Raw genomic sequence first — 26,930 nt, 5'->3', positions numbered from 1 at the left:
AATTTTGATGGCTCTGCACAAGTGCGACCCGATGACGTCTCCCCCGAAGGATGCTGCCCCTATGACTGTTCCCGTTCTCTCGGCCCAGAACATCGGCAAGTCCTATGGGAGCGGGGCGAACCGTTTCGACGCGCTCAAGGGAGTCTCCGTCGACATCCGCGCCGGTGAATCCGTCGCCATCGTCGGCAAGAGCGGGTCCGGCAAGTCCACGCTCATGCACCTGTTGGCGCTGCTGGACGACCCGGACAGCGGCGCGCTGCTGGTCGAGGGAACGGATGCGAAGAAGCTCAAGGGCAAGGAGGTGAACCGGCTTCGTAACCAGGACTTCGGGTTCGTCTTCCAGCAGTTCTTCCTCACCGCCAATGCGAGTGTGCTCGAGAATGTCGTGCTCCCCCTGAAGATAGCCGGGGTCAGCCCGCAGGCGCGCAGGGCGCGCGGAATGAAGGCCTTGGAGCAGTTGGAGCTGGCCGACAAGGCGAAGAACAAGGCCATGAACCTCTCCGGCGGGCAGAAGCAGCGCGCCGTCATCGCCCGGGCCCTGGTCAACAACCCGAAGGTGATCTTCGCGGACGAACCGACCGGCAACCTCGACACGGCCACCGGAGCCGTCGTCGAGGACATCCTCTTCTCCCTCAATAAGGACAAGGGCATCACGCTCATCATCGTCACCCACGACATCGATCTCGCTGCCCGCTGCGACCGCCAGATCTTCATCCGGGACGGGATCGAGGACGTCACCAGATCTCCTGAAGCCATCTCGAAGCCCGAGGGAGCGCGCGCATGAAATTCGTCGACATCATCACAACCGCGATCGCGAACAGTTTTCGCAGCAAGCTCCGCACCGGCCTGACCGTCATCGCCATCTTCATCGGCGCGTTCACGCTCACCATCACCAGCGGCATCGGCACCGGGGTGACGAGCTACATCAACAGCCAGGTCTCGGCGATCGGTGCGGCGGATGTTCTCACGGTCTCCAAGACCGACGACGCCGCGGCGACGGAGAGCGACGGACCGGCGGCGTATGACCCGGAGAAGGCCACCACGATCAGCCTGGGCAACGGCTCGCGCCCTGGCAGCACCATCCAGGCGCTCACCGACGCCGATCTCGACACGATCAAGGCCACCAGCGGCATCCTCGGCGTCGACCCGGCGGTGCAGGTGACGCCCGACTTCATCGAGTACGACGGCAGCGGAAAGTTCGAGCTGACCGTGAACGCGGCCGCCACCCTCACCACGGCCGACCTGGCGGCCGGGGCTCAACTGGACAACGAGAGCGCCACCGACCAGCTTCTGCTGCCGACCACCTACCTCGACGCGCTGGGCTTCAGTACCCCGGAGTCGGCCATCGGCCAGACCGTCTCCATCGGCATCACTGATTTCGCGGGCACCCCGCAGCAGGTTCCGGCCACCATCGTCGGCGTGCAGAACGAGACCATCCTTGGCGCTGGGGCCGGCCTCAACCAGCCGCTGACCGACCGGCTGCACGACGTCGAACTCGCCGGCACCTCCGCCGGGGCACCACAGAGCTACGCCAGCGCGACCGCCCGGTTCGACCTGGACGCCTCCGACGAGGAGATCGTCGCGCTCAAGGCCGACCTCGCCGACCAGGGCTACGCCTCACAGACCGTCGCGGACCAGATCGGCTCGTTCGAAACCGTGATCAACGTCATCATCGGCGTGCTCAACGCCTTCGCCGTGATCGCGCTGATCGCCGCCGGCTTCGGCATCATCAACACGCTGCTGATGAGCGTGCAGGAACGCACCCGGGAGATCGGGCTGATGAAGGCTATGGGCATGAACGGCGGCCGTGTCTACGCCCTGTTCAGCACCGAGGCCGTCTTCATCGGCTTCCTGGGCAGCGCCCTGGGCGCGCTCGTTGCGGTGGGCGTCGGTTCGGTGATCAGCAACATCCTCGCTACGACCGTGTTCGAGAACCTGCCCGGACTTCAGGTCGTGCAGTTCGCGCCGAGTTCGATCGCCATCATCATCGGCGTCGTCATGTTGATCGCCTTCCTGGCCGGTACCCTGCCCGCCCGGGCCGCGGCGCGGCAGAACCCGATCGACGCCCTGCGGTATGAGTAGCACGGGCCCGAGCGGTGCGGGCCCGAACGGCCCCGGTCCGGCCGGCCCCGCCGCCGACCTGGGGCTGCGCGCCCGCAAGCGCGCGGCCACCCAGTCGGCGCTGGAGCGGGCCGCCATCTCGCTGGCCCTCGAGCACGGCTACGACCGGGTGACGGTCGACATGATCTGCGAGGCGGCCGTGGTCTCGCCGCGCACCTTCTTCAACTACTTCGGCACAAAGGACGGCGCGTTCCTCGGCGGTGCGCCGCCTCAGCCGACGGATGCCGAGCACCAGGCGTTCGTGCACGGCACCGGCCGGGACGTGCTGGGCGACCTCGTTGAAATGATCGCTGCCGCCGTGGCCGACCACTCCCCCGACACGGAACTCCTCCGTAACCGTAGGATGCTGATCGAGCGCACCCCGGAACTCCTCACCGGGGAGACGTCCCGCATCGCGGAGCTGGAGGAGCATCTGGTGCAGCTCGTCCTCGACCGCTTCCACGCCCAGGGGCGCACCGAGACGGGCACCCCCGATCTGGCCGACGAGGCCAGAATGGTCGTCGCCCTCGCGGGCAGTGTCATGCGCTACTCGATGCAGAAGTGGTTCTCCGGCGGCTTCACCGGCAGCCCCGGCGAGTTACTGCACCACTCCCTCACCCTGGTGCAGCGCCTGACGGAGACGGCTGTTCCGGCGCCCCGCTAACGGGCGCCGCAGCGTCGCAAACGGGCATCCATCGTGACGCAATCTCGGAGATTTTCGGGAAACCCCGGTTTTCGCGCCCGGCTGAGCGGCGTGTTGCGAAAATCTCCGAAGTTAGCGCGGGGTGGCGCACCGGGTCTCGACGAGCTCGAGCGCCGAACGGGAGCCTCCGGACGTCGGGTCGCCGCTTCTCGACGAGCCCGACCACCGGTTGCTCGACCGGCGGCAGGCCAGGAACGCTCGCGGCGCTACGCGGTGACGAGCTCGCGCCAGTCGGCCAGCGGCAGGCCGTGGGCTTCGGACACGGAACGGTTCGTGACCGCTCCGGCGGCGACGTTCAGGCCGAGGGCCAAGGCGTCATCGCGCTCGAGCGCCGCCTTCACGCCGAGGTTGGCCAGTGAGAGGGCGTACCGCAGGGTGACGTTGGTCAGCGCGTAGGTCGACGTGTTCGGCACGGCGCCGGGCATGTTGGCGACGCAGTAAAAGATCGAGTTGTGAACGCGGTAGGTCGGGTTTTCGTGCGTGGTCGCGTGGGTGTCCTCGAAGCAGCCGCCCTGGTCCACGGCAATGTCGACCAGCACGGAGCCGGACTTCATGCGCGCCACGAGGGCGTTGGTGACCAGCTTCGGGGCCTTGGCGCCCGGGATCAGCACGGAGCCGATGACCAGGTCGGCATCCGTCACGGCATTCTCGATCTCGTAGGAGTTGGACGCGACAGTTTTCAGCCGGCCCTGGTACTGCGCGTCGAGCTGGCGCAGCCGGTCGATGTTGATGTCGAGGATCGTGACGTCGGCGCCGAGGCCCATTGCCATGGCGGCCGCGTTGGTGCCGGCGACGCCGGCGCCCAGCACGACGACCTTCGCGGGGCGCACCCCGGGCACGCCGCCGAGCAGCACGCCCTTGCCGCCGGCCGGGGCCATCAGGGACTGCGCGCCGACCTGCACGGCCAGTCGGCCGGCCACCTCGCTCATCGGGGCCAGCAGCGGCAGCGCGCGGTTGGCGGTCTGCACCGTCTCGTAGGCGATGGCGGTGACGCCGGCTTCGGTCAGGGCGCGGGTGAGGTCAGGCTCGGCGGCCAGGTGCAGGTAGGTGAAGAGGATCAGACCCTCGCGGAAGCGGTGGTACTCGGAAGCGACCGGTTCCTTAACCTTCATCACCATGTCGGCGCGGGCCCAGATCTCGTCGGCGGAGTCGACCAGCTCGGCGCCGGCCACGTGGTACTCGTCGTCGGTGATGTGCGATCCGAGGCCGGCACCCTTTTCGACCAACACGGTGTGGCCGGCGGCCAGGAACTCGTGCACGCCCGAGGCTGTGATGGCTACGCGGAATTCGTTGTTCTTGATTTCCTTGGGTACACCGATGATCATGGCCGACTCCGTTGCTCAGTACTGCTTCGTTGAACTTGTGACAGGTGGCTGCGGCGCCACTTTCGACGGTGAACCGCAGCGGGGTCAAGACTAAATCCACCAATTCGGCCCGAGCCGCACGCCGCCGTCGGCCCTGCGCTCCAGCGGCGGAGACCGATGCCGACAACGGCTCCACCGCAGCATAAATAAGCCTCGCGTTCAGGGGTTTTCCTGGTGATCACGGTCGGCTTCGCTCCGGACCGCACCGGTCACCGAGACGGGGAACCGCTTTGTCACTCGACAGTTGTCGCGCGTCAACCCGGCAAGCGTCGCCTGATGTCCGTTTCCGGCCTGCTCCGGCCCCCTAGCATTGAGCCAATGAGAACCGCGGAAATCGAAGACCTGGTCGAACACCTCGCGGCCGGCCTGGACCGCGCCCTCTCGCTCGAGGACCTCGACGGAGGCCTGCTGGCGTACAGCAGGGACCAGCCGCTCGCCGACAGCGTGCGTGTCAATTTCCTGTTGAGCAAGAAGGTGCCCGCCGACGTCAGCGCCTGGCAGTTGCAGCACGGAATCAGCACAGCGGTCCGTCCCGTCGCCGTTCCCGCCAACGCCGCGCTGGGCATGCTCGGCCGCGTCTGTGTGCCGCTGATGGTGCGGGGGTTCCGGGTCGGCTACCTGTGGGCGATGCAGGGGTCGCACGACGAATCCCCGGAGGCGATCCTCCGTGAGCTGCCCGCTGTGCGCGGCCAGCTGGACCGGCTGGCCGAGACCCTGCTCGACACCAACACCGCCGAATCCGAGCACCGCCGGCAACGTGAGGCCCTATTCCTCGCGGCCTGCCACGCGGAGACATCCGCCATCGAGGAGATCGCGGGCTGGCCGCAGATTCATGGGACCGGACCGTGGCATCTCGCCACCCTGATGCCCCGCCCCGTCGAGCAGGCCGACGGCGGCGAGGCCACGCCCGATTTCGCCGCCGGCGTTCTGCTCCAGCGGATCTCGGCGCTGCACGCCACGGTCGGCATCGACGCGGCCCGGTTCAGCGCCGGCACCGAGACCCACGCGGTTGTGCTGCTGCGCGATTCACCGGGCAAGGTGGCACACACCGAGATGCTTCACCGCTATCGGTCCGAACTCGCCCGGCGTGGCGGCACCCCCGAGCGTCCCGACCTGATGGGCTTCAGCGAGGTGTTCACCGATCTCAGACGGTTCCCGGATGCCTACATCCAGTCCCGCAAAGCGGTGCAGGCCGCCGCCGTCGACGCCCGGTTGGGCACCATCGCCGATTTCCGCCAGATCGGCGTCTACCAGTTCCTCGCGGCCAGCAGCCGCAACCTTTCCCCCGTGGAATCGGTCTACTTCGCCGAGCTGCGGGACTTCGACGACAACCACGAGTTGCTTCCGATGCTGGAACTGCTCTACGACACCGACGGGTCGGTTCAGGATGTCGCGGCGGCCCTGCACCTGCACCGCAGCAGCATCTACAACCGGCTGGCGAAGATCCGCACCCTGATCGGCGCTGACCCGCTGGGCGGCCAGGTGCGGCTGGAACTGCACCTCGCGATGAAGGCAGACCGCTGGTCGCGGCGGCCGCGGATCTAGCGCCGGACGAGCGTGGCCTTCTCTGCTTGAACGTCGGCCTTCCACTCCACGATCCGGGCCTGCTGCAGCGGCGCCTTGCGGTTGACGTACCACGCGGCGCCGAGGGCCAGAAACCAGACCGGGGCCACGACCAGCGCGAGGCGCGTGTCGTCAGCCTGGCCCAGGGCCCAGAGCATGAAGGCGAAGAACGCCAGCACGACCCAGGGCATGAACCGAGCGCCCGGCATCCTGTATTTCGAGGCGGCGTGCAGGTGGGGACGGCGGCGCAGGAAGGCGAGGTAGCTGACCATGATGATGGACCAGACGAACATCGTCAGCACAGATGCCACCGAGGTGACAAGCGTGAAAGCGCCCATGAAGGAATCACCCGTGTACAGCAGCACCAGCCCGGCCAGCAGGAATATGCAGGAGAACAGCAGGGCGTTCCTCGGCACCTTGCGGCTGCTCAGCGTGCCGAAGGTCTTCGGGGCATTGCCGTCCTGCGCGAGGCCGTAGACCATCCGGGAGGTCGAGTAGATGCCGGAGTTGGCACTCGAGGCGGCGGAGGTGAGCACGACCAGGTTGACGACGATGGCCGCGACCCCCAGCCCGGCGAGGGCGAACATGCCGATGAAAGGGCTGCTGCCTTGGTCGATGGTGCGCCACGGGTTGACCGACATGATGATCACCAGGGCACCCACGTAGAAGAGCAGCAGCCGCAGCGGAATGGTGTTGATGGCCCGGGGCAAGTTCTTCTCCGGGTCCCTCGTCTCCGCGGCCGCGGTGCCGACAAGCTCGATTCCGGCGAAGGCGAAGATGGCGATCTGGAAGCCGAGCACGAAGCCGGCGACGCCGTGCGGGAACATCCCGCCGTCGTTCCAGATGTTCTCGAAGCCGGCCACGGCACCCGACGGGGAGGTGAAGTGCGTAATGATCATTACCAGGCCGGTTCCGATCAGGGCCACGATGGCGACGACCTTGATCAGCGCAAACCAGAACTCGGCTTCACCGAACGCCTTGACGCTCGGCAGGTTGAGCAGGATCAGCGCAACCGGAGTGAGCAGCGCGGGGATCCACAGCGGCGTGCCCGGTGCCAGCACGTCGACGTAGCCGGAGATGGCCACGATGTCGGCGACGCCGGTGACCACCCAGAACGCCCAATACGACCAGCCGGTGAAGAAGCTCGCCCACGGGCCGAGCAGGTCACCGGCAAAGTCGCTGAACGACTTGTAGTCCAGGTTGGACAGCAGGATCTCGCCCATGGCCCGCATCACGAAGAAAAGCATGAAGCCGATGATCATGTAGACGAAGATCACGGCCGGCCCCGCGAGGGAGATGGTCTTGCCGGCGCCCATGAACAGCCCGGTTCCGATCGTGCCGCCGATGGCGAGCATCTGGATGTGCCGCCGACTCAACGAGCGAGCAAGGCTCGGATCCGCGTGCGAGTCTCGGGCTGCGGCCCCGGTACGTGAGGTTCCGGGTACCGCGGTGGTGCGTTCAGGCATGGGGCTTCTTCCTCAAAACGGCGCAGACGCAGCCACCTAGAGGACGACCGTGTCAACCCGTTGGGGCCTCACGGTTGTGAAGCGGCCCGACTCGGGTTCTGAAGTAGCAACGCTACGTCCTCGGGCGGGCGTCCCCCGAACCCGGGTGGCAGCCGAGGCGCACCCCAGCCCGCACCCCGCGGCCGCGGGCCAGACCTGATCGACAGATGTCGAGCATCCGCGGGCCAAACGTCGTCGGCTGTTCGGGCGTGGTGGTCCCAACCGGACGAAGGGTCAGGACAAGATGTCTTTGGTGGAGAACCGGCCGTAGGCCAGGGCACCGAACACGGCGATGTAGCCCAGTTGCAGGAGCACGTTGTCGCCGAACGAGCCCAGGTCCATGGGCTGCCGCAACAGGTCGGCGAAGCCCAGCCAGTAGTGGCTGAAGAGCCACGGATCCAGCCACGACAGTTGCGGGAGCACGTCGAGGATCTGCACGACGACCGACACCACGACCGTGGCGGCCATCGCCCCCACGGGAACATCGGTGAGGGTGGAGATGAACAACCCGATCGCCGCAAAGCCGAGCAGCGAGACTGTCACGTAGAGCGAGATCAGCCCGGAGCGCAGCAGCGATTCCGGCACGCTGATCACATCGCCCGAAAGCAGTGTCACCGGCCCGACCGGGAACAGTGCGGCCCCGATCAGGGTCCCGGCCACCGCAAGGGTCAACGTCGCGGCCAGGCAGAACACGGCGACGCCGGCGTACTTGACGAGTAGCAGGCGCAAACGCCCGGCCGGGGCCACGAGCAGGTAGCGCAGGGTGCCCTGCCCGGCCTCCCCCGCGATGGTGTCGCCGGCGACGACGCCGATGGTGAGCGGAAGGAACAACGGGATGGCCACGATCATGGCGGTGAACGCCACGAACAGGCCGTTCTGGGTGACCCGGTCCAGGAAGGGCGGGCCCTCGCCCGGTGCCAAGGTCTCCGACGAAAGCCGCACGGCGACGGCGAGCAGGATGGGGATGAGAGCGATGGCGACCAGCATCGCCCAGGTGCGGCGGCGGCGGAACAGCACCGTTAACTCGGAGCCGAGCAGGGCCGGTCCGGCTGATCGGCGCCGGCTCGGAACGCCGTTGCCCGACACCTTCGAGCTCGCCACGCTATTGGAGGACATCGAAACCTTCTCCGGTCAGGGCCACGAAACGTTCTTCCAGGCTGGATTCCTCGATCAGAAAACCGCGCACGCGCACGCCACCGGCGACGAGAGCCGTGACGATGGACTCCGGCTGCCCGGTCAGGTCGACCGACATTTCTCGGGGCAGCGGAGCCGCGATCCAGGGGTCCTGCTCGGGCACGTCGCTGTGCACGGGTGCCAGACCGAGGCCGGTCAGCACGGCTGCGGCCGCGGCGGCATCCGGTGTGCGCACGCGGACCCGCGTCTGGCCCACGTGGCGCAGGTCGGCCAGCGTGCCCTGGGCCACGAGGTTGCCGCCGCTCATCACCGCGGCGTGAGTGCACATCTGCTCCACCTCGGCGAGCAGATGGCTCGAGACGAAGACCGTGGTGCCCTCGGCCGCGAGCGACCGCACCAGGCTGCGCACCTCGCGGGTGCCCTGCGGGTCGAGCCCGTTTGTGGGTTCGTCGAGCACGAGCAGTTCCCGCGGCTGCAGAAGCGCGTTGGCGATGCCGAGGCGCTGCTTCATGCCCAGCGAGTAGGCAGCTACCTTCTTGCCGGCGGCGTGGGTCAGGCCCACGCGCGCCAGTGCCTGCTCGACCCGGGCGCCTCGCGTGCCAGACGGCGCGTTGCGGTCGGCGGTGTCGAGCCGGCGCAGGTTGGCGGCTCCGGAGAGGAATGGGTAGAACGCCGGTCCCTCCACGAGGGCGCCCACGCGCGGTAGCACCGCGTGCAGACTGTCGGGCATGCTCTGCCCCAGCACGCTGATCTGCCCACTGCTGGCCTGGGTTAGGCCGAGCAGCATGCGGATGCTGGTGGTCTTACCGGAGCCGTTCGGCCCGAGGAATCCGAAGACCGCTCCGCGCGGGACGGCCAGGTCGATCTCGTTCACGGCGATCTGCTCGCCGAAGCGCTTGGTGAGACCCCGGCTCTCGATCGCGAGATCGGGAGCCGGGGTTGCTGCTGTCACTGTGTCGTGATCACTGGGCGGCGGCGGCCTGGAGCATCTCCACCGGAACGGATCCGGCGAAGACACGGCCGTCATCGGCCAGGAAGACGTTGACCAGGGCTGTCGAGAATAGTCGCCCTCCGTCGACCGCGGTCGCCAGTTCCGACATGAGCGGGTTGGCGTTGAGTTCGGACGGAACGGATGCCGCGGGCACCTCGACGATGGCGTCCCAGCCGCTTCCCGTCACGAGGGGAAGCTTCTCAGCCGGAATCTCAGGCTTGGCCTGGTCGGCGGGCATCTCGGTCATCTCGGGCATGACCGGAAGGGCGACCTCTTCGACGGTGGTGCCGTCTGGCGGGCTGAAGTCGAACAAATCGGCGGACGGGGTGCTGAAGTCGACGGCGGTGAAGCCGACCTGAAAAGCCGGGTCTACCTGGCCGTCGGCGCGCACGGTGACTTGCAGCGGCACCCCCGTCTCAGAGTCGACCGAGATCGACACCGATTCGACCAGGGTCCGTGTGGTCTTGGGGGTGAGCACCAGCTCGTAGGCTGTGCGACCGGCCACGGTGCCGTCGGTGCCGACCGAGACGGTGGTGCTCGGGTCGATCTCGCTCAAAAAGCGCTCGGCAACCTGCGAGGGCGTCGACAGGCCGGCCGGGGCAGAGTCAACCATTTCGGCGATCTTCGCCTCGGCGATGGCCCGGGCGTCGGCGGGGATATTCAGGTGGCTGGCGGTGTTGGTCTTGGAGTCGTAGGTCCAGACATCCGTGCCGTTGCCCACCACGTTGCGTTCGGCCATGCGGTCCTGGATCTGCACGCGGGCTTTCGCGGGGCCGTCGGAGTCGCTGCCGTCTACGTAAATGCGGGCCGTGTGCGAGCCGCTGAAGAGTTCCATCACGGAGGCGAGCGCTCCGGTGGCCGCCGCCCCCGGTTCGGTCGTACCTTCCGGTGCGGGCTCGGGCATCGAGTCGCTCATGGACTCGGACATGCCAGCGCTCAGGTCGATGTCGGGTAGTCCCAGCTCGGCTGTTTTCTCGACGGTGCCGGAGAAGGCGCTGATCGTGCTGTCACTGACCATGAGTAGCACTTGCTCGGGCGTTTTGTCGGGCAAATCGACGGTTGCACCGGCCTGCAGAGGTACAGCAATCACACCGGCGACGATGACAACCGGAACGACGATGGCGGGAAGCCACTTGGTTGAATTGCGTGACATGATCAACGACCTGTTCCGAAACGGTTCATACCCTGATGCTACGCCGGGGCTCTGACAGTCGGCTCGGAATCCCGCTGGGAGGTTGCTCACAAATAGAGACGCCGAGCCGTGAGCGGGTGAGCCCGCGCACGTCTAACCGAAGAGTTCGCCGAGCCAGTTCTCCTTTTTCTTGGGACGGTACCCGTCACGCTTGTCGTAGCCACGGTCTCGGTCGTCATAACTCCGGTCGCGCTCGCCGTACTGCGCGCGGTTGCGGGTGTCCGGATACGGCTGAACCGGTGTCCCGGCGACCGGCGGGACCGGCGCCGCCTGGGCGGCTTCCTTTTCCACGCGGTCGAGGATCTTGTCGAGTTCGCCGCGGTCCAGCCACACGCCGCGGCATTCGGGGCAGTAGTCGATTTCCACGCCACTGCGTTCGCTCATCACGAGGGTGGTTGAGTCATTTGGGCACTTCATAAGATTCCTCCAGGACGTCGTGGACTTTCGATCCTAGACGCCCGACCGGACTGATCCTGAGAGTCGTCGGATGACAGAAATCGTCCCTATGGATGTTCACGCGCGCTTGCGGTGGTGTGAGAGGAGTGCGCACCAATTGCTTTCGGCGGTGACGGTTTCACGGATGGACGACTCCGTCCTGAACGAATTCGACGGAGATTTTGGCTCTCCTGCTTCATCCGTGGGTGTTGCGGAGCGCCTTAACGGCCGCACGCCGCTTCCTGTCTAGGTTTCTGACTGTCTAGGAACAGAAACTCAAGGGGCAGGAAAACGGCGTGCGGTCTCTAACTTTATGGCGGACTTTGCTGGGTGTCGATAAGACGGTCGTTGAGGACAACGCGGTCGACTCAATCGAACCATTTCCCGGAGGACTTCGGGCGTTGCTCTCCGAACCAGGCCTGTCCGTCGACGCCAGTGCGCAGCGGCACGGGCTCAGGGCAGACAACTCTTTGCTGTTTTGAACTTTCCTAGTCTTCTGCGGCCCGTGATGTCGCCCAATCCAATGAGTGCCGAACCTGGGTGGCGGTGAGTCGTGTGGTGCCACCGCAGTTGGTGCACTCGTTGGCGTACGACTTGGCAAGGGGAAACAATGGCATTAAGAACAGCGTAAGCTTCGTCGACTTTTTCACCACCCGCTGCTGGGCCAGAATCCCACAATATCCGCACACAAACGAGACAACGTTTATCACGGCACGATGCGCACGCGTGCCGAAGAGAAGGAACACGATCTACTTCCCCGATTGCGCGGCGGGATCGGGCACGGAGTCGGACTTCTTGTGTCGAGGCCGGTCGTACTCATCGGCGTCTAAACGATTCGGGATGGTCACTTTTTCGGGTTCCCTGCGCTCATACGGGACTACGCCGGCAGAGTATTGATGACGTTTGACATTGTGGTCCTTCCAGGTGCATATGGAACGGCACGACTCTCTTCACCGCGGCCGCGGCAGTGCCGTCAATAATATGTTGGCCCGTCCCATCCGAGCGACATGCCGCAGACACCTCATTGGGTGATCTGCTGGCCGAGGTCACCCGTGACCCGGCTGTTCCTGTGCGCTCCAGCGTGCTGGGACTGGGACTAGGTCATCTCAATCATGGCCGCGGTCCCGGGGGTGGTCACGCGTCGGTGAGCGCTCTCGGGCCCCTCCCGGCACCGCCCTCGGCCAGGAAAGCGAGTCGGCGCAAAGTCTCCACGTTTCGCATACTGATGGCCGGGTCGCGCAGGAAGGAGGGCACGAACCGGCCGGGGCCGGCGGTGGCGTCCTCGGTGATGCGCACGACGCATCCGCCACCTCGTGCCTTCACATCGAGGGCCACGTGGGACTCCCCGATCGGCCAGCCACTGGCCGTGAACAGCGCGTGCCTAGGTGATTCCCACTCCAGAGCAGAGGTGGAGTCGTCGATCAGAGCCGGCCAGACGCCCACCGAGTGATGGATGGAGCTTCCGGCTGTCGGCCAGGCCGCGTCGACAGCCCGCATGCGGGAGGCTCCGACGACTCAGCTCGGGTACAGCCAGACGTCAGCGAGGACGGCGAAGACGTTCTCGGGCGGACAGCTCATGGTGCGGTAGTTCACAGCCACTGTGTCACCTATTTCTGGTTAGTCGGGGAAAGATCTGGGGCTGTGCGCACCCCGAGGTCGTGTCGAAGAGCGCTCAGGGCCGCGTACCAGCCGGCCAGGCCGTGCACGCCGGGGCCCGGCGGTGTGGACGACGAGCACAGGTACACGCCGCTCAGGGGGGTGCGCCAAGGGTCAGTGGACAGTACCGGGCGGCGCACGAGTTGGGTCAGACTCACCTCGCCGGCCGAGATGTCACCGCCGACGTAGTTGGGATTGAGCTGTTCCATCTCCGTCGCGGTGCGACCGGCGCTGGCCAGGATCGTGTCACGGAAACCCGGGGCATAGCGCTCGATCTGGCGCACGATCGCTTCGGTCTGGTCGATGGTTGAGCCGCGCGGAACATGGGTGTACGCCCAAAGAGTGTGCTGACCGGCCGGTGCGCGACTGGGGTCGGTGCCGCTGGGCTGGGACACGAGAACATACGGCTCCTCGGCGTGTCCGCCGCGCGCAACGGTGTTCTCGGCTCGCCGGATCTGAGCCCGAGTGCCGCCCACGTGCACGGTGCCAGCCGCCCGCACCCCGGCAGCCTGCCAGGGCACCGGACCCGAAAGCGCGAAGTCGACCTTGGCGACGCCGTTTCCGTACCGGAAGGCGCGCAACCGTCGCGCGTAGGCGCCGGGAAGCTCGCCCTCGGCGAGTCGCAGGAGCGCACGCGGCGTCAGGTCAAGCATCACCACGCGGGCCGGCGGCAGTTCGCTCAGCCGCCGCACCTCGGTCGACGTGACGATCTCACCGCCGTGAGCGAGCAGATCGTCGACCAGCGCGGTCACGATCGCGCCGCTGCCGCCGACCGGTATCGGCCAGCCGCCCGCGTGCGCATACGTGGCGAGGGTGAGGCCCGCACCGGCTGTGACGATGCTCGGCATCGACCTGATCGTATGGGCGCTGACGCCGGAGAACAGGGCAGGCGCGGCTTCGCCCGAGAAGCGCAGGCCCCAGAGCGGGCTGCCCTGTTCGAGGGAGCGTAAGCCGAAGCGCAGTGCGGTGACCGGATGCTTCGGCAGTCGCAGGAGCTGCGCACCGGTGAACTGAGCGACCTGCTCGGCATGCGCCACGAGGGGCGCAAACAACCGATTCCAGGCCGCGCCGTCCCTGCCCAGTTCGGCGACGGTGCGCGTCAAGCTGCGGTAGGCGAGGCCGGCGGTGCCGCCCGGCAGCGGGTGGCCGTAAGAAACCTCGGGAACTGCCAGTTCGATCCGATCCGCGAGCCCGAATCGTTGAAAGAACTCCGAAGCCAGCGCGAGTGGGTGCACGGCGGAGCAGACATCGTGGTGGAAGCCCGGCAAGGTCAGTTCCGCGGTCGCGGCGCCGCCACCGACGCCGGCGGACTTCTCGTAGACGCGCACAGAGAGTCCGGCCCGGGCGAGGGTGACCGCGGCGGCGAGGCCGTTGGGCCCGGAGCCGACCACGATCGCATCAACTTCCGGCACTCCTCGGCGCGCAGTCACCATGTCACTCTCCACTCGTCATGGGAAGAGTCTTCCCTAGTGCCCTGACGTCGTTCACAGACACCATGCCGACGACAGCGATTGAGTGTCCCCGGTGCGAACAGTGTGACTGGAAATACGCAAATCTCAGGTTTTCATGAAAACTCACGGTAGTGCTGAGGTGCCTGGACTCGAACCCAAACAACTGATAGTAATCTCGGCCGTGCGGCCCACCCGCAATAGGGGCAAAATGCCGCGGATTTCCGCGGTTTTGATATGGCTAGTGCACGCGCTGGCACGGACGAATACGGGCCTACTCTGGTCACGCCAAGGGGTTTTCGGTGCGTTTCCGGTCACATCCTCGCGCGTGCCGTACACAGAGTGAAAGGCCTCTCATAGACCGAAGGCGGCACTGGATGCGCCGCCACATCCGTCATCGATGTGCGATTTTGTCGGCGGCTCGACGCTGGCCGGTGAGCCGAGGTACGAGACGCACGAGGATCACCATGCCGACCAGCTCCACGAGCGTCTGGGGAACCACGGCCAGTGCGGCCACGGACAGGGACTCCGGTAGCGCAAGCGCCAGAGGGAGCACCACCCGGGAATTGCGGGTGGACCCGCTGAAGACGAGCGCACGGGTCGCCGGCACTTCCAGGCGTGCGAGTCGACTCGCTGACAACCCGACGACGACCATGATGACCGGGAACGCGATGTACAGCGGCATCACCAGCAGAAGCGAGGCGATCCGCGTGCCCACCGCCGCGATCTGGGATCCGCTCACCACCGCCAGGGTGGCCATCATCAGCGGCACCATAAGGACCTGCATGACGGCTTCGATTGCCCGGCCGAACCGGTGCCGACGGCCAACCCATTGAACCGTGACCGCAGCCAGCAGGGGAATCACGATCAAGACGAGGAACGCCTCGAGGAACGGCTCAATCTCGATCATCGAGACGGTGTCCGGGCCGGCGAACAGCAGCAGGTAAATGGGAAGTAGAACAATCTGCAGAAGCATCAGCAGAGGTGTGGCCGCCAAGAGTCGTTCACGTGCCCCGCCGGCCAGACCGGTGAACACGATCACATAGTCGACACACGGAGTCAGCAGCACGAGCGGGGCACCGAGGAGCAGTGCCCGGTCGCCGGCAACGAATCGTGACAGGCCGAACGCGACCACCGGAACGACGATGAAGTTGACGGCAATCACGGTGCCCAGAAAACGGATGTCCACAATCCGCCGGCGCTCCATCTACCGCACGGGTCCCGCCATCGTGCAAACGCACAACGCCCTTACCCTCGCGTCGGATGGGCCGATGTCCGACTCCCGGCGGTGAGCGAAGAAGGATCCATCTTGAGCGCTATCATCGTTTAATGACGATCAAATCTTCGGTTCTGTCCGATGGGTGCGGGCAACGCGATCCTGCGGCGGCGCTGTTCCACTCCCTCAGTGACCCAACCCGGTTGAGCATTGTGAAGCGAATGGCCGGCGGCGAGGTACGGGTCAGTGACCTTACCGGCGAGCTGGGCCTCGCCCAGTCCACGGTTTCGGCGCACGTTGCGTGCCTGCGTGAGTGCGGCCTGGTGGAAGGCCGTATGCAGGGCCGCAGCGTGTACTACTCGCTGTCCCGTCCGGAGCTGATTGACATGCTCGCCCAGGCCGAGGTTCTACTCGCCGCAACCGGCAACGCGGTCAGCCTGTGCCCGATCTACGGCACCGGCAGTACCGGCGTCCCCCTGACAAAGAAGCGCACACCATGAGTGCTGCCTGCGGTTGCAGCGACGAGAAAAACGGGACCGAGGAATCCGAAGAGGAGGAGGCCGCCAGTTTCTGGCAGGTGAGCGAGATCCGGGCGGCGGCAGCCTCCGGTGCACTTCTCCTTGCCGCGTGGATCGTCTCGCTGACCGGCGGCCCCCAGGGGCTGCTGCTACCGCTGGAAATCATGGCGCTTCTGATTGCCGCCTGGACATTTGTTCCGTCCACCCTCCGACGACTGCTCAAAGGCAAAATCGGGGTCGGTACACTGATGACGATCGCCGCCGCCGGCGCGGTCGCGCTCGGGCAGTTCGAGGAAGCAGCCATGCTGGCATTCCTCTACGCGATCTCGGAAGGGCTTGAGGAATACTCCCTGGCGAAAACCCGCCGCGGTCTGCGCGCACTGCTGGACCTGGTCCCGGTTGAGGCGATCGTCCTGCGCGACGGCGCCGAGGTCACCGTCGCCCTGTCAGCACTCGCCCCCGGCGACCGCATGGTCGTCCGGCCCGGGGAACGTCTAGCCACCGACGGGAGGATCATCATCGGCCGCACGTCCTTGGACACCTCTGCGCTCACCGGAGAGTCCGTCCCCGTCGAGGCGGGACCGGGAACCGAGGTCTATGCCGGGTCCATCAACGGCACAGGCCCGCTCGAAGTTGAGGTCACCAGCACCGCTGAGAACAACTCGGTGGCCAGGGTCGTTCGGATCGTGGAGGCCGAGCAGTCCCGCAAGGGGCCCGGTCAGCGGCTGGCCGACTCGATCGCCAGCAAGCTGGTTCCGGGCATCCTGATCGTTGCAGTCCTGATCATCATCTTCGGCTTCATCGTCGGCGAACCACTGCTGTGGTTCGAACGTGCGCTCGTCGTTCTGGTCGCCGCCTCGCCCTGCGCCTTGGCCATCTCTGTCCCGGTCACCGTGGTCGCCTCCGTCGGCGCCGCCAGCCGCATGGGCGTTCTTATCAAGGGCGGGGGTGCCCTGGAAACCCTCGGCCGGATCCGCACCATCGCACTGGACAAGACCGGAACCCTCACCCGCAACAAACCCGCCGTGATCGATGTCGCCACCACCGGATCCGCTTCCAAAGACGATGTCCTCTTCCTCGCGGCCGGTCTGGAATCCCGCAGCGAACACCCCCTCGCCCACGCCATTCTCGCCGCGGCTCCGGACCGGGCGTTTGTCACCGACGTGGATACCGTCCCCGGCGCCGGCCTGGAGGGCCGGGTGGACGGGCGACGTGTGCGTCTCGGCCGGCCGGGGTGGATCGATGCCGGCCCCCTGGCCGCCGACGTCCAGCGGATGCAACAGGCCGGCGCCACCGCTGTCCTCATCGAGGACAATGGGCAGGTCATCGGCGCCATCGCAGTCCGTGACGAGCTGCGTCCCGAAACCCGGCAGGTCATAGACCGGCTGAGCGCATCCGGATACACCACGGTCATGCTCACCGGCGACAACCTGATCACCGCCACCGCCTTGGGGAAGGCTGCGGGCATCACCAAAGTCCACGCCGACCTCCGCCCCGAGGACAAAGCGGAAATCATCCGCACCCTCAAAGCCCGCCAGCCCACAGCCATGGTCGGCGACGGCGTCAATGATGCGCCGGCCCTCGCAACCGCCGACACCGGCATCGCCATGGGCGCCATGGGCTCCGACGTCGCCATCGAAACAGCCGACATCGCCCTGATGGGCGAGGACCTGAACCACCTACCCCAGGTGCTCGACCACGCGCGGAGAACCCGGAGCATCATGGTCCAGAACGTGAGCCTGTCCCTGCTGCTGATCGCCGTGCTCATTCCCCTGGCACTATTCGGCACGCTCGGCCTGACCGCCGTGGTCCTGATCCACGAACTGGCCGAAATCGTCGTGATCGCCAACGGCGTCCGGGCGGGCCGGCTGAGCCGCACAACCGCGCTGGGAGCCGCGCAGTCCGCCCCAGCACTGGAAGCGGCAGCGTGAACGCCGAAGCCATGCTCTCGCGCGGGGTGGCCCCCGACCTGGGGTTGATCAGCATCCGGCTCCTCTACAACCCCCGCGCGTCCGCCGGGACGGCACGAGGATTCAGGTCCGCGCATATCGGCTGGGTGGCCGTGCGGGCCGCGACCGACGCGGCGATCAACGCGCAGCTGGACCCGTAGACCATTACCGCGATCACCGGTCTGATCAATGCAGCGCTGACCGTGTACACCATCCCTCCGGCGCCGGGCAGGTCAGGACCCTCCACGCAGGCACGGCCCAACGATTCAGCGGAGACGCCAGAAACTCCATCGACTGGCTCGACAGGCGGACACTCGTGGCTTGGCCGTATCAGCCACCGCAACGTGCTCGCCCGTGTGCAATAATCTGCGCATAAATGCATATGAGGATGGTTGCACGCTCGGCCCAGAAAGTGAGTATGTCGAGTTGGCCGTGGAGGTCTTCGCGATGCTCGCAGACGCCACGCGCATCCGGGTCATACTCGCGTTGCGCGACTCGGAACTGTCGGTGAACCAACTGGCGAAAATCGTCAACAAGTCCCAGGCCGCCGTATCGCAGCATTTGGCGAAGCTGCGCCTCGCCCGCTTCGTGACTACCCGGCGCGAAGGAACCCGGGTGTTCTATCGCCTCGCGAACGAGCACGCCCGCCAGCTTGTCGCCGACGCCATCTTTCAGGCCGAGCACGCCCTCGATGGCGTTCCGGCCCACCACCGGCACCCGCACGACACCGCCAGCACAGACCTTGAGGTGGACGCGCATGCGTGACGTGTTGCGGAACACCGCCTACCGAAAACTGTTCAGCGCCCAGGTTGTGGCGCTGATTGGCACCGGCCTGCTCACCGTCGCACTGGGGCTGCTCGCCTTCGATCTGGCCGGCGGGGACGCCGGCATCGTCCTGGGCATCAAGATGCTCGCCTATGTGGGCGTCGCCCCGGTCGTGTCCGCGCTCACCAGCCACGTCCCCCGCAAGGTGCTGCTGGTGTCCTCAGATGTTCTCCGGGCCGGGGTTGCGATCTCGCTCCCGTTCGTCACCGAGGCCTGGCAGATCTACATTCTCATTTTTGTGCTGCAGGCCGCTTCCGCGACCTTCACGCCCGCGTTCCAGGCGCTGATCCCGAATGTTCTTCCTAAGGAAAGCGAATACACGCGGGCGTTGTCGCTGTCCCGTCTGGCCTACGACCTGGAATCCCTGCTCAGTCCCATCCTGGCGGCCGCGCTCCTGACCGTGATCAGCTACCACTCCCTGTTCGTGGGAACAGCGCTCGGCCTCGTCGGCTCGGCCACACTCGTGCTCTCCACCACCCTCCCGGCGATGAGATCCACCGCAGCCGCACCGTTCGTCGACCGGCTCACTCGAGGCGTGCGCGTGTTCTGGCGCACCCCGCCGCTCCGTGCACTGCTCGCGATGAACCTCGTCGTCGCCGCGTCTACCGCGATGGTGATCGTCAACACCGTCATCCTCGTGCGGAACAGCCTCGAACGAACCCAGGTCGATTTCGCGATCACCCTCGCCTGCTACGGACTCGGCTCCATGCTCGTCGCCCTCAACCTGCCGCGGGTGCTGGATCGCTATCCGGATCGACGCGTGATGCTGACCGGATGCGCCATCCTCCCGAGCGGGCTCGTCGCCGTCGCGCTGCTGGTCCTGGCTCAGGACTCCGCGCCGGCCTGGCCCGGCGTGCTCACGGTCTGGTTCGTTCTCGGCGCCGCGACCGCACTGATCCTCACGCCGTCGGCCCGGCTCCTCCGCCGCTACTCCGACGACACCAACCGGCCCGCGGTCTTCGCCGCCCAGTTTTCGCTCTCCCACGCCTGCTTCATCATCACCTACTTGCTGGCCGGGATCCTCGGGGCAACGCTCGGACTTGCCCCGACTGCCCTCGCCCTGGCCGCCATCGCCGTACTCGCCGGACTCGCGGCGGTCCGGTCGTGGACATCCGCGTCAACACAGCTTCAGAAGGCCAATAGGTGAAGGACTACGGCTTCGTGTGAGTCAACATGCCTGAGACTTCGATCTGCCCTCGTGTCCCGACTGTGACGCCGACCTTGTCGAAGTGCAGGTCCGCGGTGGCGGGTCTACGTACGGTGGCCACGAGGAGCTTGCTGGTCCGGATTGTCTCCTTGCCGGTGGCGCTTGTCACCTCGGCGATCACGTCGCGGGTGCCCTCGGATTCTTCCTGCGACGCCAGCCGGGAGCGCACCAGGACGGTCACCTCGCAGCCGAGCCGGGAGAACANGGCCACGTAGCCCCCCCCCCCCCGGACCAGCAATGACTCGGGCATTTCGTCTAGCTCCATGGCGTTCGCCGAGGTCAGGTAGCCCACCTCGGACAACCCCGCAATGGGTGGTGCCCACGGGGCGGAGCCGGTGGCCACAAGGTACTGGTCCGAACGCATGGTTTCCACGCTGCCGTCGTCCGAGGTGATCTCCAGTAGCGGCTCCTCCGTAGTTCCCGTAAACGTTGCGTCGCCGTGACGGAAGGCCCAATCGTATTCGGCGATCAAGTCCCCCTAATTGCTGGCCCGCATCGTGGTGACCAGAGCGCGCTTGCCCTCGATTAGCTCCTTCATATCCACCGGCTCCGCAGAGGCTGCGATGCCGGGGAATCGCCTCGTATCGAAGGCAACATGGCGAGCTTCGGCGGCCGCCAACAGGGCCTTAGACGGCATACATCCCGTATTGACGCAGGTGCCTCCGATAGTTGCACGCTCGACTATTACCACTTGCTTGTCAAGCCTGGTCGCCAGGATCGCGGCCGCGAATGCTGCACCACCGGAACCGATGATCGCCAAGTCAAAGTCGGTCGGCGTTGTTTTACACATGAATCCTCCAAGTGCTTCCAATCGGCAATCGCGCTGCCGCCGCGCAGTGCGGTGTGCACGGACCACGAGTCCGGTCATGGCAGGAGCACAGGGTGCGCATAGGAGGAACGGCTGATGTGGCCGGGATGACGGCGAAAACGCTGCGCTATGTCGAGGATCGAGGCTTGCTTCCTCCGCCGGAGCGAGCCTCGAAGGGGTATCGGGAATATGGGCACGACACCCTCAGTCGGCTGAGCTTTCGGCGGGCGCGCGACAGTTGCCGGCTTCCATCAAGACGTCGCTGCGGCAGACCCCACAGGATGCGATCCTGACGAGATCTGCAACTACCTGAAGACCTCGCGTCGAACACATTGAACCGTGCCATGGGCTGCGGGAACAGCGGCATCGGAGAGCACGTGCTCCGACCGCCGGTCGCCGCGACCACATCAGCAGCCGATGCGCAGGCGAGTTTTTGCTCAGGCCTGTATAGAAAGCAGTATTATCGTAAATAATACAATTCGACGAATCATGGTCTCGCTGAGGGTCCGTCCGAAGAGACAACGGCATGAGTGACGGGAATGCAATGAACAGAAGACGTGCAGTGGCCATGGGCTCGATCCCCCTTGTCATCGTGGCGGCCGCGACGACAATTCTGATGACCACAACCGATGACCCGGAGGCCCGGGTAGCCATGCATGAGGGTCTCGTGACCGGAACGGTCTGGGTCGCCAACGAAGATGGCGCCAGCCTGAGCGCGATCGACGCGGCCTCGAACAAGGTCGCAACCACCCTGACCGGTCTTAAGAGCCCACACAATGTGCAGGCGACAGCCGATGGGGAGTCCGTGTGGGCCGTCAGTGGATCCACGTCTATGGCGATCAAGCTCGACGCATCAACGTTGGCTGTGACGGGAATGGTCGCCACCGGCGCCATGCCTGCTCACGTTGTCGTCACTCCGGATCTCACGACGAGTTACACAACCAATAACGCTGACGACACCGTGACGGCAGTCAATGCCTCGACGATGCAGTCGGTGGCCACCATCCCCGTCGGGACAGGCCCACACGGGCTCCGGCCAAGCCCCGATGGAAAATGGATCTACGTCGCCAACATCGGCGGAACGACTCTGAGCGTCGTCGATACCGCAACTAACTCACAGGTCGCAGAGATTGAGGTCGGCGCGGCGCCCGCCCAAGTGGCATTCTCGCCGGACGGACGCTTCGTGTACGCCTCGCTCAGTGGGGAAAATGCCGTTGCCAAGGTAGACGTGGCCACCCGCAAGCTGGTTGGAAAGACCGCGGTCGGCTCCGGACCGATCCAGACGTTCGTGAGCCCGGACAACAAGTACCTACTGGTAGCCAACCAGGGCACCGACGACGAACCAGGCACAACAGTCTCGATCCTGAGTGTCGATACATTCAAGGTTGTGAAGAGCGTGAAGACGGGCGACGGCGCCCACGGCGTCGTCATTGACCCCTCCAGCCGACACGCGTACGTCACCAACATGGCCGCAGACACGGTCGCCGTCCTCGATCTGAAGTCGCTCACCGTCGTGGCACGTATCCCGGTCGGATCCACACCGAATGGAATTAGCTTCTCAACGCAGACCGTCGAACCGTCCCCGGAAACAAAGCTGGAGCTTCCGGTGGTTTCTGGCGACTCGTCGACGATGAAGCACTAGGCACTGTCAGGCGCTGGCGGCGCAGTGCGCATGGGGGAGGTTAGGAGCGGACCAATCGTGCGATTGCGATTGAAGCTTCCTTGATCTTGGCGTCGCCTTCTTCACCGCCAGCAGCGACAGCGGCAACAACACAGTGGCTCATGTGGTCCTCGAGTAAGCCCAAGGCCACGGACTGCAGAGCGCTGGTCATAGCTGATATCTGCGTCAGAATGTCGACGCAGTACAGCTCATCTGCGACCATTCCCTGCAATCCCCTGGCCTGTCCTTCGATTCGTCGGAGGCGCTTCACATACGCGTCTTTGCTCGATATATAGCCGCGCGGGCCAGCGTGGGTTGTCATCGCGCTCTCGTCGTTGAAATCACTCATTGATGTGTGTATCCGATCTGGTCTGCCCCGCGCGATCCCGGTGGCCTGCCGGCGAGTGGTGGCACTTTGAATTTTCCGAGTATACCCCCGGGTGGTATACCTCACACGCGGCGGGGTGACCAACTGTGCGCACCGGTCTCATGTTGACCGGGTACCCCCCTGGGGTATACCGTGGGTGTATCCCCTGGGAGTACGTCCCGACGGTTGCTTCGATCGCCGAGGAACGAAAGGAATCGCGAATACTATGTCGACGTTGAATATGAACGACCCTGGTCTTTCTGACTCTTCGTGCACGTGCGGGTCGCACGATCACAAATCCGAGCGCACCGCAGAACCTACCGGCATGACCACCACTTTCCAGGTATCGGGAATGACCTGCTCTCACTGTGTGAAGAGCGTGACGGCCGAAGTGGGCCAGGTCGCCGGAGCCGAAGCCGTGGACGTTGACCTTGTTCCGGGCGGCGTCTCCGTGGTCACCGTCTCCAGCTCCGGACCCCTCGATCCCGCCGCTGTGGCCGCCGCCATCGATGAGGCAGGCTACGAACTGGTCACGGCGACCCGATGAGTGGAGAGCAGGTCGACCTTCTCGTCGGCGGCATGACCTGCGCCTCCTGCGCGGCGCGAATTGAAAAAAAACTCAACCGGATGCCCGGGGTCGAGGCATCGGTGAACTACGCCACCGAGAAGGCCAGTGTCCTCATCCCTGACGGCACGACGGTTGAGGATGCCATCGCGGTGATTGAGGAGACCGGATACACGGCCGCACGTCCGAAACCGCCTGAGGCGCCGACACTCGATATGCCCACGGACCAAGACCGCGAAGTGGCCAGCCTGCGCCAGCGGCTGATCCTGTCCGCCCTGCTCGCCACCCCCGTGCTCCTGCTCTCGATGATCCCCCCGCTGCAATTCACCAATTGGCAATGGCTGGCTCTCACCCTTGCCGCCCCGGTCGCCGTCTGGGGAGCATGGCCGTTCCATCGCGCTGCCTGGGTGAATTTGCGCCACGGTGCTGCGACTATGGACACCCTGATCAGTATCGGAGTGCTCGCCGCACTCGGCTGGTCGCTCTACGCCCTCTTCCTGGGAATGGCTGGAGTCCCGGGCATGACCATGGCCTTCAGCTTCACCACCACCCCGGGAAGCGGTGCCGATGAAATCTACCTGGAGGTCGCATCCGCCGTCACGGTGTTCATCCTGGCCGGCCGTTACTTCGAGGCCCGTGCGAAGAAACAGTCTGGTGCCGCGCTGAAGGCGCTGCTCGAACTCGGGGCGAAAGAGACGACCCTTCTGCGGGATGGTGTCGAGACCACCGTCCCCACCGCGTCGCTGGTCGTCGGCGACCAGTTCGTCGTCCGTCCCGGCGAGAAGATCGCCACGGATGGAACCGTTGTAGAAGGTAACTCGGCGATCGACGTCAGCATGCTCACCGGCGAGTCCGTTCCGGTCGAGGTCGGGCCCGGCGCAGCCGTGGTCGGCGCCACCTTGAACTCGGGTGGTCGCCTGGTCGTGCGGGCCACCCGCGTTGGCGCGGACACGCAGCTCGCCCAGCTAGGCCGCTTGGTCGAACAGGCGCAGACCGGTAAGGCCGAAGTACAGCGCCTCGCCGACCGGGTCTCAGCGATCTTCGTCCCGATCGTGATCGGGTTGTCGCTGGCCACCCTTGTGGTCTGGCTGCTGCTCGGAGCAGGGACCGTCGTCGCATTCACCGCGGCCGTGGCGACGCTCATCATCGCGTGCCCGTGCGCGCTCGGCTTGGCGACCCCGACCGCTCTGCTCGTGGGCACCGGGCGTGGTGCGCAGTTGGGCATCCTGATCAAGGGACCCCAGATTCTCGAATCAACCCGCCGGGTAGACACCATCGTGCTCGACAAGACCGGCACGGTCACGACCGGCCGGATGACGCTCGTGGCCGCCGTTCCCGTCGCTGGTGGAGACGAGCAGCTCTTGCTTCACCTCGCCGGAGCCGCGGAAACGGGTTCCGAACATCCCATCGCCCAGGCGATTGTGTCTGGTGCCCGGGAACGCGCCGGCGAACTACCGTCACCCGAGTCCTTCGCGTCGACGGACGGTCTCGGCGTTCAAGCCCTGGTCGGCGGTCGGGTCGTTCTCGTGGGACGTCCGCGCTGGCTGACGGAACAGTGGACTATCCCGCTTCCGTCAGAGCTCGAGACGGTGCTGGCCGCCTTCGAGGCACAGGGTCGAACCGCGGTCGCCGTCGCCTGGGACGGCCAGGCCAGGGGTATCCTCGCCGTCTCTGACGTCGTCAAAGACACCAGCGCTGCCGCGATCGCGGAGTTCCGTCGCCTGGGTCTGCAGCCGGTGCTCCTCACCGGCGACAACGAGGCCGTCGCGGCCTTCGTTGCGGCTGAGGTCGGTATCAGCGACGTTCGTGCCGGTGTGCTGCCGGCCGAGAAAGCTCAGATCATCCGGGAGCTGCAGAGCGAGGGTCGCGTGGTTGCCATGGTCGGCGACGGCGTGAACGACGCTGTGGCACTGGCCACCGCGGACCTGGGCATTGCGATGGGAACGGGAACGGATGTCGCCATCGAGGCCAGCGATCTGACCCTGGTCAGAAGCGACCTCATCGCGGCAGCTGATGCGATCCGACTCTCCCGGCGCACCCTGTCGACCATCAAGGCCAACTTGTTCTGGGCCTTCGCCTACAACGTGGCGGCGATCCCGCTGGCCATGCTGGGCTTGCTCAACCCGTTGATCGCCGGCGCGGCCATGGCGCTGTCATCTGTTTTCGTGGTGAGCAACAGCCTTCGGCTGCGCGGCTTTCGCGGACTCAACGTGGCGAGTGCCCCGATACCTACCGGAACGCTCACCGAACATCCTGCCACCATCGGGTGACCTGTGGAATCGCATCTCACAGGTCACACCATGTGAAAGTCGATACTCTTGGGGCAGGCATGTGCGGGAATCGACTCCGCCAGGCACGGTACCGGAGGTGACATGAAGCTGGATAGCACGGCACACATTGCTTCGCGCAACCGCCCCGTCCTCACGTCCGGGTTGGTGGCGCTGGTCGCCATGGCCGCACTTCTGTTCGGTGTGCTGGCCATGAACTCAACGCATGCCGGGCACGAGACAGGTTGGACCCAAGTTGCGTCCGACCACACCACACAGGCCGGTGTCGTCCCGAACGTCGCGGCAGTCGCAGTCCCGGCGATGTCCGTCATCGCCCACACCGGTCTCGGAGCCGTCGATTGTTCCGACTGCTTGTTGGACTGTGCGATCGTCGCGATGACCTGCACCATTCTGCTGGTGATTGCATCATTGATCTTGTTGGCTCGGTTGCCGTCAACGTACCGCCGACTGCTCGACGCGGGCGGTCACATCGTTTGGCTCTCTCTCCGCCCTGTACTGGATATTCACAGGCCGAATCTGACCATTCTTTCCATCAGTCGCATTTAGACCGAACCGCCACCGACGCGCCCTCGTGGCCGCGTGGCTTTCTTGCGCCCTGCCGGCGCCTCGGTTTCTCAGGTCTACTCATGAATGGAAAAACAATGGTTAAACCACGTACGTATCTTTTGGCAGGGGCGGCCCTCGCCGCCATTCTCACGCTCAGCGCCTGCACCAACGGGACGGAGCCCAGCAGCTCGTCCGGGTCATCCAGCGCCCCCACTGCCTCCGCTTCTTTCGCGTCGGCTGATGTGACTTTCGCACAGATGATGATCCCTCACCACGAGCAAGCCGTCGAGATGAGCGAGGACATCCTCGCCAAGGGCGAGGTCGACGTGCGCATCACTGACCTCGCCACGCAGATCAAAGCTGCCCAAGAACCGGAAATAGAGCAGCTCAGAGACTGGCTCACCGAGTGGGGCACCGATGAGACCAGCACCGGCGGCATGGATGGAATGTCGGGGATGGGTGACGGTTCGGATGGAATGATGTCCGACGACGACATGATGGCCCTGGAGAATGCGTCGGGCCCGCAGGCCGGCGAGCTGTACCTGGAACAGATGATCGTCCACCATCAGGGCGCGATCATGATGGCGGAGGTGGAACTGGATGAAGGTCAAAACGAGGACGCCAAGGCCATGGCGTCGAACATCGTCACGAGCCAGACCAATGAGATCGATGTCATGAAGGACATCCTCTCCACCCTGTAGGACCCCTCACCTTTCCCGGCGGTAAAGCCTATCGAGACCCGTCGCCTTCTGCGGGCGGCAGAAAAACAACAGCGTTATCGGCAGCCCCGCAGGCTGGCACACAAACCGCGCCGACAACAGTCCGACCGACCGGCTCCGCCACCAGTGCGGCGGCTATTGTTCGGCGTCGTGGCGATGGCCTTCGTCGCG

The 26,930-nt window shown here is 65.6% G+C and carries 27 protein-coding genes; 15 read left to right on the top strand and 12 right to left on the bottom strand.

The features are described from left to right. The first annotated feature begins 61 nt into the window (after positions 1-61). Genes CXY82_RS15300 through CXY82_RS15290 form a run of 3 tightly spaced genes read left to right on the top strand, consistent with a single transcriptional unit; the run spans position 62 to position 2,764 of the window. On the top strand, positions 62-784 hold the full coding sequence (locus CXY82_RS15300; RefSeq protein ID WP_104171666.1) for an ABC transporter ATP-binding protein: 723 nt from the start codon (positions 62-64) through the stop codon (positions 782-784). Further along, the gene (locus CXY82_RS15295; RefSeq protein WP_104171665.1) at positions 781-2,082 is read left to right on the top strand and encodes an ABC transporter permease; all 1,302 of its coding nucleotides are present in this window, start codon (positions 781-783) and stop codon (positions 2,080-2,082) included. The genes CXY82_RS15300 and CXY82_RS15295 overlap by 4 nt, the downstream gene beginning before the upstream one ends. Continuing rightward, complete coding sequence (locus tag CXY82_RS15290; RefSeq protein ID WP_104171664.1) at positions 2,075-2,764, top strand: TetR/AcrR family transcriptional regulator; 690 nt, start codon at positions 2,075-2,077, stop codon at positions 2,762-2,764. The genes CXY82_RS15295 and CXY82_RS15290 overlap by 8 nt, the downstream gene beginning before the upstream one ends. Before the next feature lie 245 nt (positions 2,765-3,009). Here CXY82_RS15290 and ald read toward each other — a convergent pair whose 3' ends face one another. After that, positions 3,010-4,128, bottom strand: a complete 1,119-nt coding sequence (gene ald, locus CXY82_RS15285) for an alanine dehydrogenase (protein ID WP_104171663.1) — start codon at positions 4,126-4,128, stop codon at positions 3,010-3,012. 357 nt (positions 4,129-4,485) lie between these two features. On the opposite strand from ald, the gene CXY82_RS15280 reads away from it, so the two are divergent. Next, a complete protein-coding gene (locus CXY82_RS15280; RefSeq protein WP_104171662.1) occupies positions 4,486-5,712 on the top strand; it encodes a CdaR family transcriptional regulator in 1,227 nt (408 codons plus the stop codon). Here the strand turns inward: CXY82_RS15280 and CXY82_RS15275 are convergent. The 8 genes from CXY82_RS15275 to CXY82_RS15235 form a co-directional block, all read right to left on the bottom strand. After that, positions 5,709-7,196 (bottom strand): amino acid permease, encoded by a 1,488-nt coding sequence (locus tag CXY82_RS15275; protein ID WP_104171661.1) that lies wholly within the window; start codon positions 7,194-7,196, stop codon positions 5,709-5,711. The genes CXY82_RS15280 and CXY82_RS15275 overlap by 4 nt on opposite strands. 273 nt (positions 7,197-7,469) lie before the next feature. Continuing rightward, entirely contained in the window at positions 7,470-8,351 is an 882-nt protein-coding gene (locus CXY82_RS15270; protein WP_104171660.1) for an ABC transporter permease, read from the bottom strand. Next, complete coding sequence (locus tag CXY82_RS15265; RefSeq protein ID WP_233194171.1) at positions 8,338-9,321, bottom strand: ABC transporter ATP-binding protein; 984 nt, start codon at positions 9,319-9,321, stop codon at positions 8,338-8,340. Before CXY82_RS15265 ends, CXY82_RS15270 begins: the two co-directional genes overlap by 14 nt. A gap of 10 nt (positions 9,322-9,331) precedes the next feature. Then, positions 9,332-10,513 (bottom strand): DUF2092 domain-containing protein, encoded by a 1,182-nt coding sequence (locus CXY82_RS15260; protein ID WP_104171658.1) that lies wholly within the window; start codon positions 10,511-10,513, stop codon positions 9,332-9,334. Positions 10,514-10,645: 132 nt separating this feature from the next. Then, positions 10,646-10,969, bottom strand: a complete 324-nt coding sequence (locus CXY82_RS15255) for a zf-TFIIB domain-containing protein (protein ID WP_104171657.1) — start codon at positions 10,967-10,969, stop codon at positions 10,646-10,648. Between the two features lie 1,152 nt (positions 10,970-12,121). After that, positions 12,122-12,484 (bottom strand): SRPBCC family protein, encoded by a 363-nt coding sequence (locus tag CXY82_RS15245; RefSeq protein WP_233199371.1) that lies wholly within the window; start codon positions 12,482-12,484, stop codon positions 12,122-12,124. A gap of 110 nt (positions 12,485-12,594) precedes the next feature. Next, on the bottom strand, positions 12,595-14,076 hold the full coding sequence (locus CXY82_RS15240) for an NAD(P)/FAD-dependent oxidoreductase (protein WP_104171655.1): 1,482 nt from the start codon (positions 14,074-14,076) through the stop codon (positions 12,595-12,597). Positions 14,077-14,485: 409 nt separating this feature from the next. Then, on the bottom strand, positions 14,486-15,280 hold the full coding sequence (locus tag CXY82_RS15235) for an arsenic resistance protein (protein ID WP_370443717.1): 795 nt from the start codon (positions 15,278-15,280) through the stop codon (positions 14,486-14,488). Positions 15,281-15,420: 140 nt separating this feature from the next. On the opposite strand from CXY82_RS15235, the gene CXY82_RS15230 reads away from it, so the two are divergent. From CXY82_RS15230 to CXY82_RS15210, 5 genes are all read left to right on the top strand, one after another. After that, positions 15,421-15,807 (top strand): helix-turn-helix transcriptional regulator, encoded by a 387-nt coding sequence (locus CXY82_RS15230; RefSeq protein WP_104171653.1) that lies wholly within the window; start codon positions 15,421-15,423, stop codon positions 15,805-15,807. Further along, complete coding sequence (locus CXY82_RS15225; RefSeq protein WP_104171652.1) at positions 15,804-17,756, top strand: cation-translocating P-type ATPase; 1,953 nt, start codon at positions 15,804-15,806, stop codon at positions 17,754-17,756. Before CXY82_RS15230 ends, CXY82_RS15225 begins: the two co-directional genes overlap by 4 nt. 11 nt (positions 17,757-17,767) lie before the next feature. Beyond that, a complete protein-coding gene (locus CXY82_RS17420; protein WP_158252205.1) occupies positions 17,768-17,935 on the top strand; it encodes a hypothetical protein in 168 nt (55 codons plus the stop codon). Between the two features lie 265 nt (positions 17,936-18,200). Next, positions 18,201-18,539, top strand: coding sequence for an ArsR/SmtB family transcription factor (locus CXY82_RS15215; protein ID WP_370443716.1), 339 nt, complete (start codon positions 18,201-18,203; stop codon positions 18,537-18,539). Further along, positions 18,532-19,746 (top strand): MFS transporter, encoded by a 1,215-nt coding sequence (locus CXY82_RS15210; RefSeq protein WP_104171650.1) that lies wholly within the window; start codon positions 18,532-18,534, stop codon positions 19,744-19,746. Before CXY82_RS15215 ends, CXY82_RS15210 begins: the two co-directional genes overlap by 8 nt. Positions 19,747-19,750: 4 nt before the next feature. Here CXY82_RS15210 and CXY82_RS18710 read toward each other — a convergent pair whose 3' ends face one another. Together CXY82_RS18710 and CXY82_RS18705 are read right to left on the bottom strand one after the other, a co-directional pair. Further along, positions 19,751-20,278, bottom strand: a complete 528-nt coding sequence (locus tag CXY82_RS18710; RefSeq protein ID WP_370443715.1) for an FAD-dependent oxidoreductase — start codon at positions 20,276-20,278, stop codon at positions 19,751-19,753. A gap of 6 nt (positions 20,279-20,284) precedes the next feature. Next, positions 20,285-20,596 carry an FAD-dependent oxidoreductase gene (locus CXY82_RS18705; RefSeq protein ID WP_370443714.1) on the bottom strand — a complete coding sequence of 104 codons (312 nt, stop codon included), beginning with the start codon at positions 20,594-20,596 and terminating at the stop codon, positions 20,285-20,287. A gap of 125 nt (positions 20,597-20,721) precedes the next feature. On the opposite strand from CXY82_RS18705, the gene CXY82_RS15200 reads away from it, so the two are divergent. Continuing rightward, entirely contained in the window at positions 20,722-20,907 is a 186-nt protein-coding gene (locus tag CXY82_RS15200) for a MerR family DNA-binding transcriptional regulator (RefSeq protein ID WP_233194188.1), read from the top strand. A 251-nt stretch (positions 20,908-21,158) separates the two neighbouring features. Continuing rightward, a complete protein-coding gene (locus tag CXY82_RS15195) occupies positions 21,159-22,256 on the top strand; it encodes a beta-propeller fold lactonase family protein (RefSeq protein WP_233199370.1) in 1,098 nt (365 codons plus the stop codon). A gap of 40 nt (positions 22,257-22,296) precedes the next feature. On the opposite strand, the gene CXY82_RS15190 is transcribed toward CXY82_RS15195, so the two are convergent. Beyond that, positions 22,297-22,623, bottom strand: coding sequence for a metal-sensitive transcriptional regulator (locus CXY82_RS15190; protein ID WP_304481776.1), 327 nt, complete (start codon positions 22,621-22,623; stop codon positions 22,297-22,299). Between the two features lie 343 nt (positions 22,624-22,966). Here CXY82_RS15190 and CXY82_RS15185 point away from each other — a divergent pair, with 343 nt between their 5' ends. The 4 genes from CXY82_RS15185 to CXY82_RS15170 all read left to right on the top strand — a co-directional run bounded on the left by CXY82_RS15185 (position 22,967) and on the right by CXY82_RS15170 (position 26,741). Further along, positions 22,967-23,188, top strand: a complete 222-nt coding sequence (locus tag CXY82_RS15185; RefSeq protein ID WP_104171648.1) for a heavy-metal-associated domain-containing protein — start codon at positions 22,967-22,969, stop codon at positions 23,186-23,188. Next, positions 23,185-25,476, top strand: a complete 2,292-nt coding sequence (locus tag CXY82_RS15180) for a cation-translocating P-type ATPase (RefSeq protein ID WP_104171647.1) — start codon at positions 23,185-23,187, stop codon at positions 25,474-25,476. Before CXY82_RS15185 ends, CXY82_RS15180 begins: the two co-directional genes overlap by 4 nt. Positions 25,477-25,578: 102 nt before the next feature. After that, on the top strand, positions 25,579-26,040 hold the full coding sequence (locus CXY82_RS15175) for a hypothetical protein (RefSeq protein WP_104171646.1): 462 nt from the start codon (positions 25,579-25,581) through the stop codon (positions 26,038-26,040). Between the two features lie 80 nt (positions 26,041-26,120). Next, on the top strand, positions 26,121-26,741 hold the full coding sequence (locus tag CXY82_RS15170; RefSeq protein WP_104171645.1) for a DUF305 domain-containing protein: 621 nt from the start codon (positions 26,121-26,123) through the stop codon (positions 26,739-26,741). Positions 26,742-26,930: the final 189 nt, after the last annotated feature.

Source organism: Cryobacterium sp. M23 (genome assembly GCF_002929655.1).
Lineage (GTDB): Bacteria > Actinomycetota > Actinomycetes > Actinomycetales > Microbacteriaceae > Cryobacterium > Cryobacterium sandaracinum.
Note: the sequence above shows the minus strand (reverse complement) of the source record. Positions and strands in the feature narration are given on the sequence as shown.

What these genes read in the sequence shown, in the direction of transcription:
- CXY82_RS15300 (WP_104171666.1), top strand. Translation starts at nt 62, where the DNA reads ATGACTGTTCCCGTTCTCTCGGCCCAGAACATCGGCAAGTCCTATGGG.
- CXY82_RS15295 (WP_104171665.1), top strand. Translation starts at nt 781, where the DNA reads ATGAAATTCGTCGACATCATCACAACCGCGATCGCGAACAGTTTTCGC.
- CXY82_RS15290 (WP_104171664.1), top strand. Translation starts at nt 2,075, where the DNA reads ATGAGTAGCACGGGCCCGAGCGGTGCGGGCCCGAACGGCCCCGGTCCG.
- ald (WP_104171663.1), bottom strand. Translation starts at nt 4,128, where the DNA reads ATGATCATCGGTGTACCCAAGGAAATCAAGAACAACGAATTCCGCGTA.
- CXY82_RS15280 (WP_104171662.1), top strand. Translation starts at nt 4,486, where the DNA reads ATGAGAACCGCGGAAATCGAAGACCTGGTCGAACACCTCGCGGCCGGC.
- CXY82_RS15275 (WP_104171661.1), bottom strand. Translation starts at nt 7,196, where the DNA reads ATGCCTGAACGCACCACCGCGGTACCCGGAACCTCACGTACCGGGGCC.
- CXY82_RS15270 (WP_104171660.1), bottom strand. Translation starts at nt 8,351, where the DNA reads ATGTCCTCCAATAGCGTGGCGAGCTCGAAGGTGTCGGGCAACGGCGTT.
- CXY82_RS15260 (WP_104171658.1), bottom strand. Translation starts at nt 10,513, where the DNA reads ATGTCACGCAATTCAACCAAGTGGCTTCCCGCCATCGTCGTTCCGGTT.
- CXY82_RS15255 (WP_104171657.1), bottom strand. Translation starts at nt 10,969, where the DNA reads ATGAAGTGCCCAAATGACTCAACCACCCTCGTGATGAGCGAACGCAGT.
- CXY82_RS15245 (WP_233199371.1), bottom strand. Translation starts at nt 12,484, where the DNA reads ATGCGGGCTGTCGACGCGGCCTGGCCGACAGCCGGAAGCTCCATCCAT.
- CXY82_RS15240 (WP_104171655.1), bottom strand. Translation starts at nt 14,076, where the DNA reads ATGGTGACTGCGCGCCGAGGAGTGCCGGAAGTTGATGCGATCGTGGTC.
- CXY82_RS15230 (WP_104171653.1), top strand. Translation starts at nt 15,421, where the DNA reads ATGACGATCAAATCTTCGGTTCTGTCCGATGGGTGCGGGCAACGCGAT.
- CXY82_RS15225 (WP_104171652.1), top strand. Translation starts at nt 15,804, where the DNA reads ATGAGTGCTGCCTGCGGTTGCAGCGACGAGAAAAACGGGACCGAGGAA.
- CXY82_RS17420 (WP_158252205.1), top strand. Translation starts at nt 17,768, where the DNA reads ATGCTCTCGCGCGGGGTGGCCCCCGACCTGGGGTTGATCAGCATCCGG.
- CXY82_RS15210 (WP_104171650.1), top strand. Translation starts at nt 18,532, where the DNA reads ATGCGTGACGTGTTGCGGAACACCGCCTACCGAAAACTGTTCAGCGCC.
- CXY82_RS18705 (WP_370443714.1), bottom strand. Translation starts at nt 20,596, where the DNA reads ATGTGTAAAACAACGCCGACCGACTTTGACTTGGCGATCATCGGTTCC.
- CXY82_RS15200 (WP_233194188.1), top strand. Translation starts at nt 20,722, where the DNA reads ATGACGGCGAAAACGCTGCGCTATGTCGAGGATCGAGGCTTGCTTCCT.
- CXY82_RS15195 (WP_233199370.1), top strand. Translation starts at nt 21,159, where the DNA reads ATGAACAGAAGACGTGCAGTGGCCATGGGCTCGATCCCCCTTGTCATC.
- CXY82_RS15190 (WP_304481776.1), bottom strand. Translation starts at nt 22,623, where the DNA reads ATGAGTGATTTCAACGACGAGAGCGCGATGACAACCCACGCTGGCCCG.
- CXY82_RS15185 (WP_104171648.1), top strand. Translation starts at nt 22,967, where the DNA reads ATGACCACCACTTTCCAGGTATCGGGAATGACCTGCTCTCACTGTGTG.
- CXY82_RS15180 (WP_104171647.1), top strand. Translation starts at nt 23,185, where the DNA reads ATGAGTGGAGAGCAGGTCGACCTTCTCGTCGGCGGCATGACCTGCGCC.
- CXY82_RS15175 (WP_104171646.1), top strand. Translation starts at nt 25,579, where the DNA reads ATGAAGCTGGATAGCACGGCACACATTGCTTCGCGCAACCGCCCCGTC.
- CXY82_RS15170 (WP_104171645.1), top strand. Translation starts at nt 26,121, where the DNA reads ATGAATGGAAAAACAATGGTTAAACCACGTACGTATCTTTTGGCAGGG.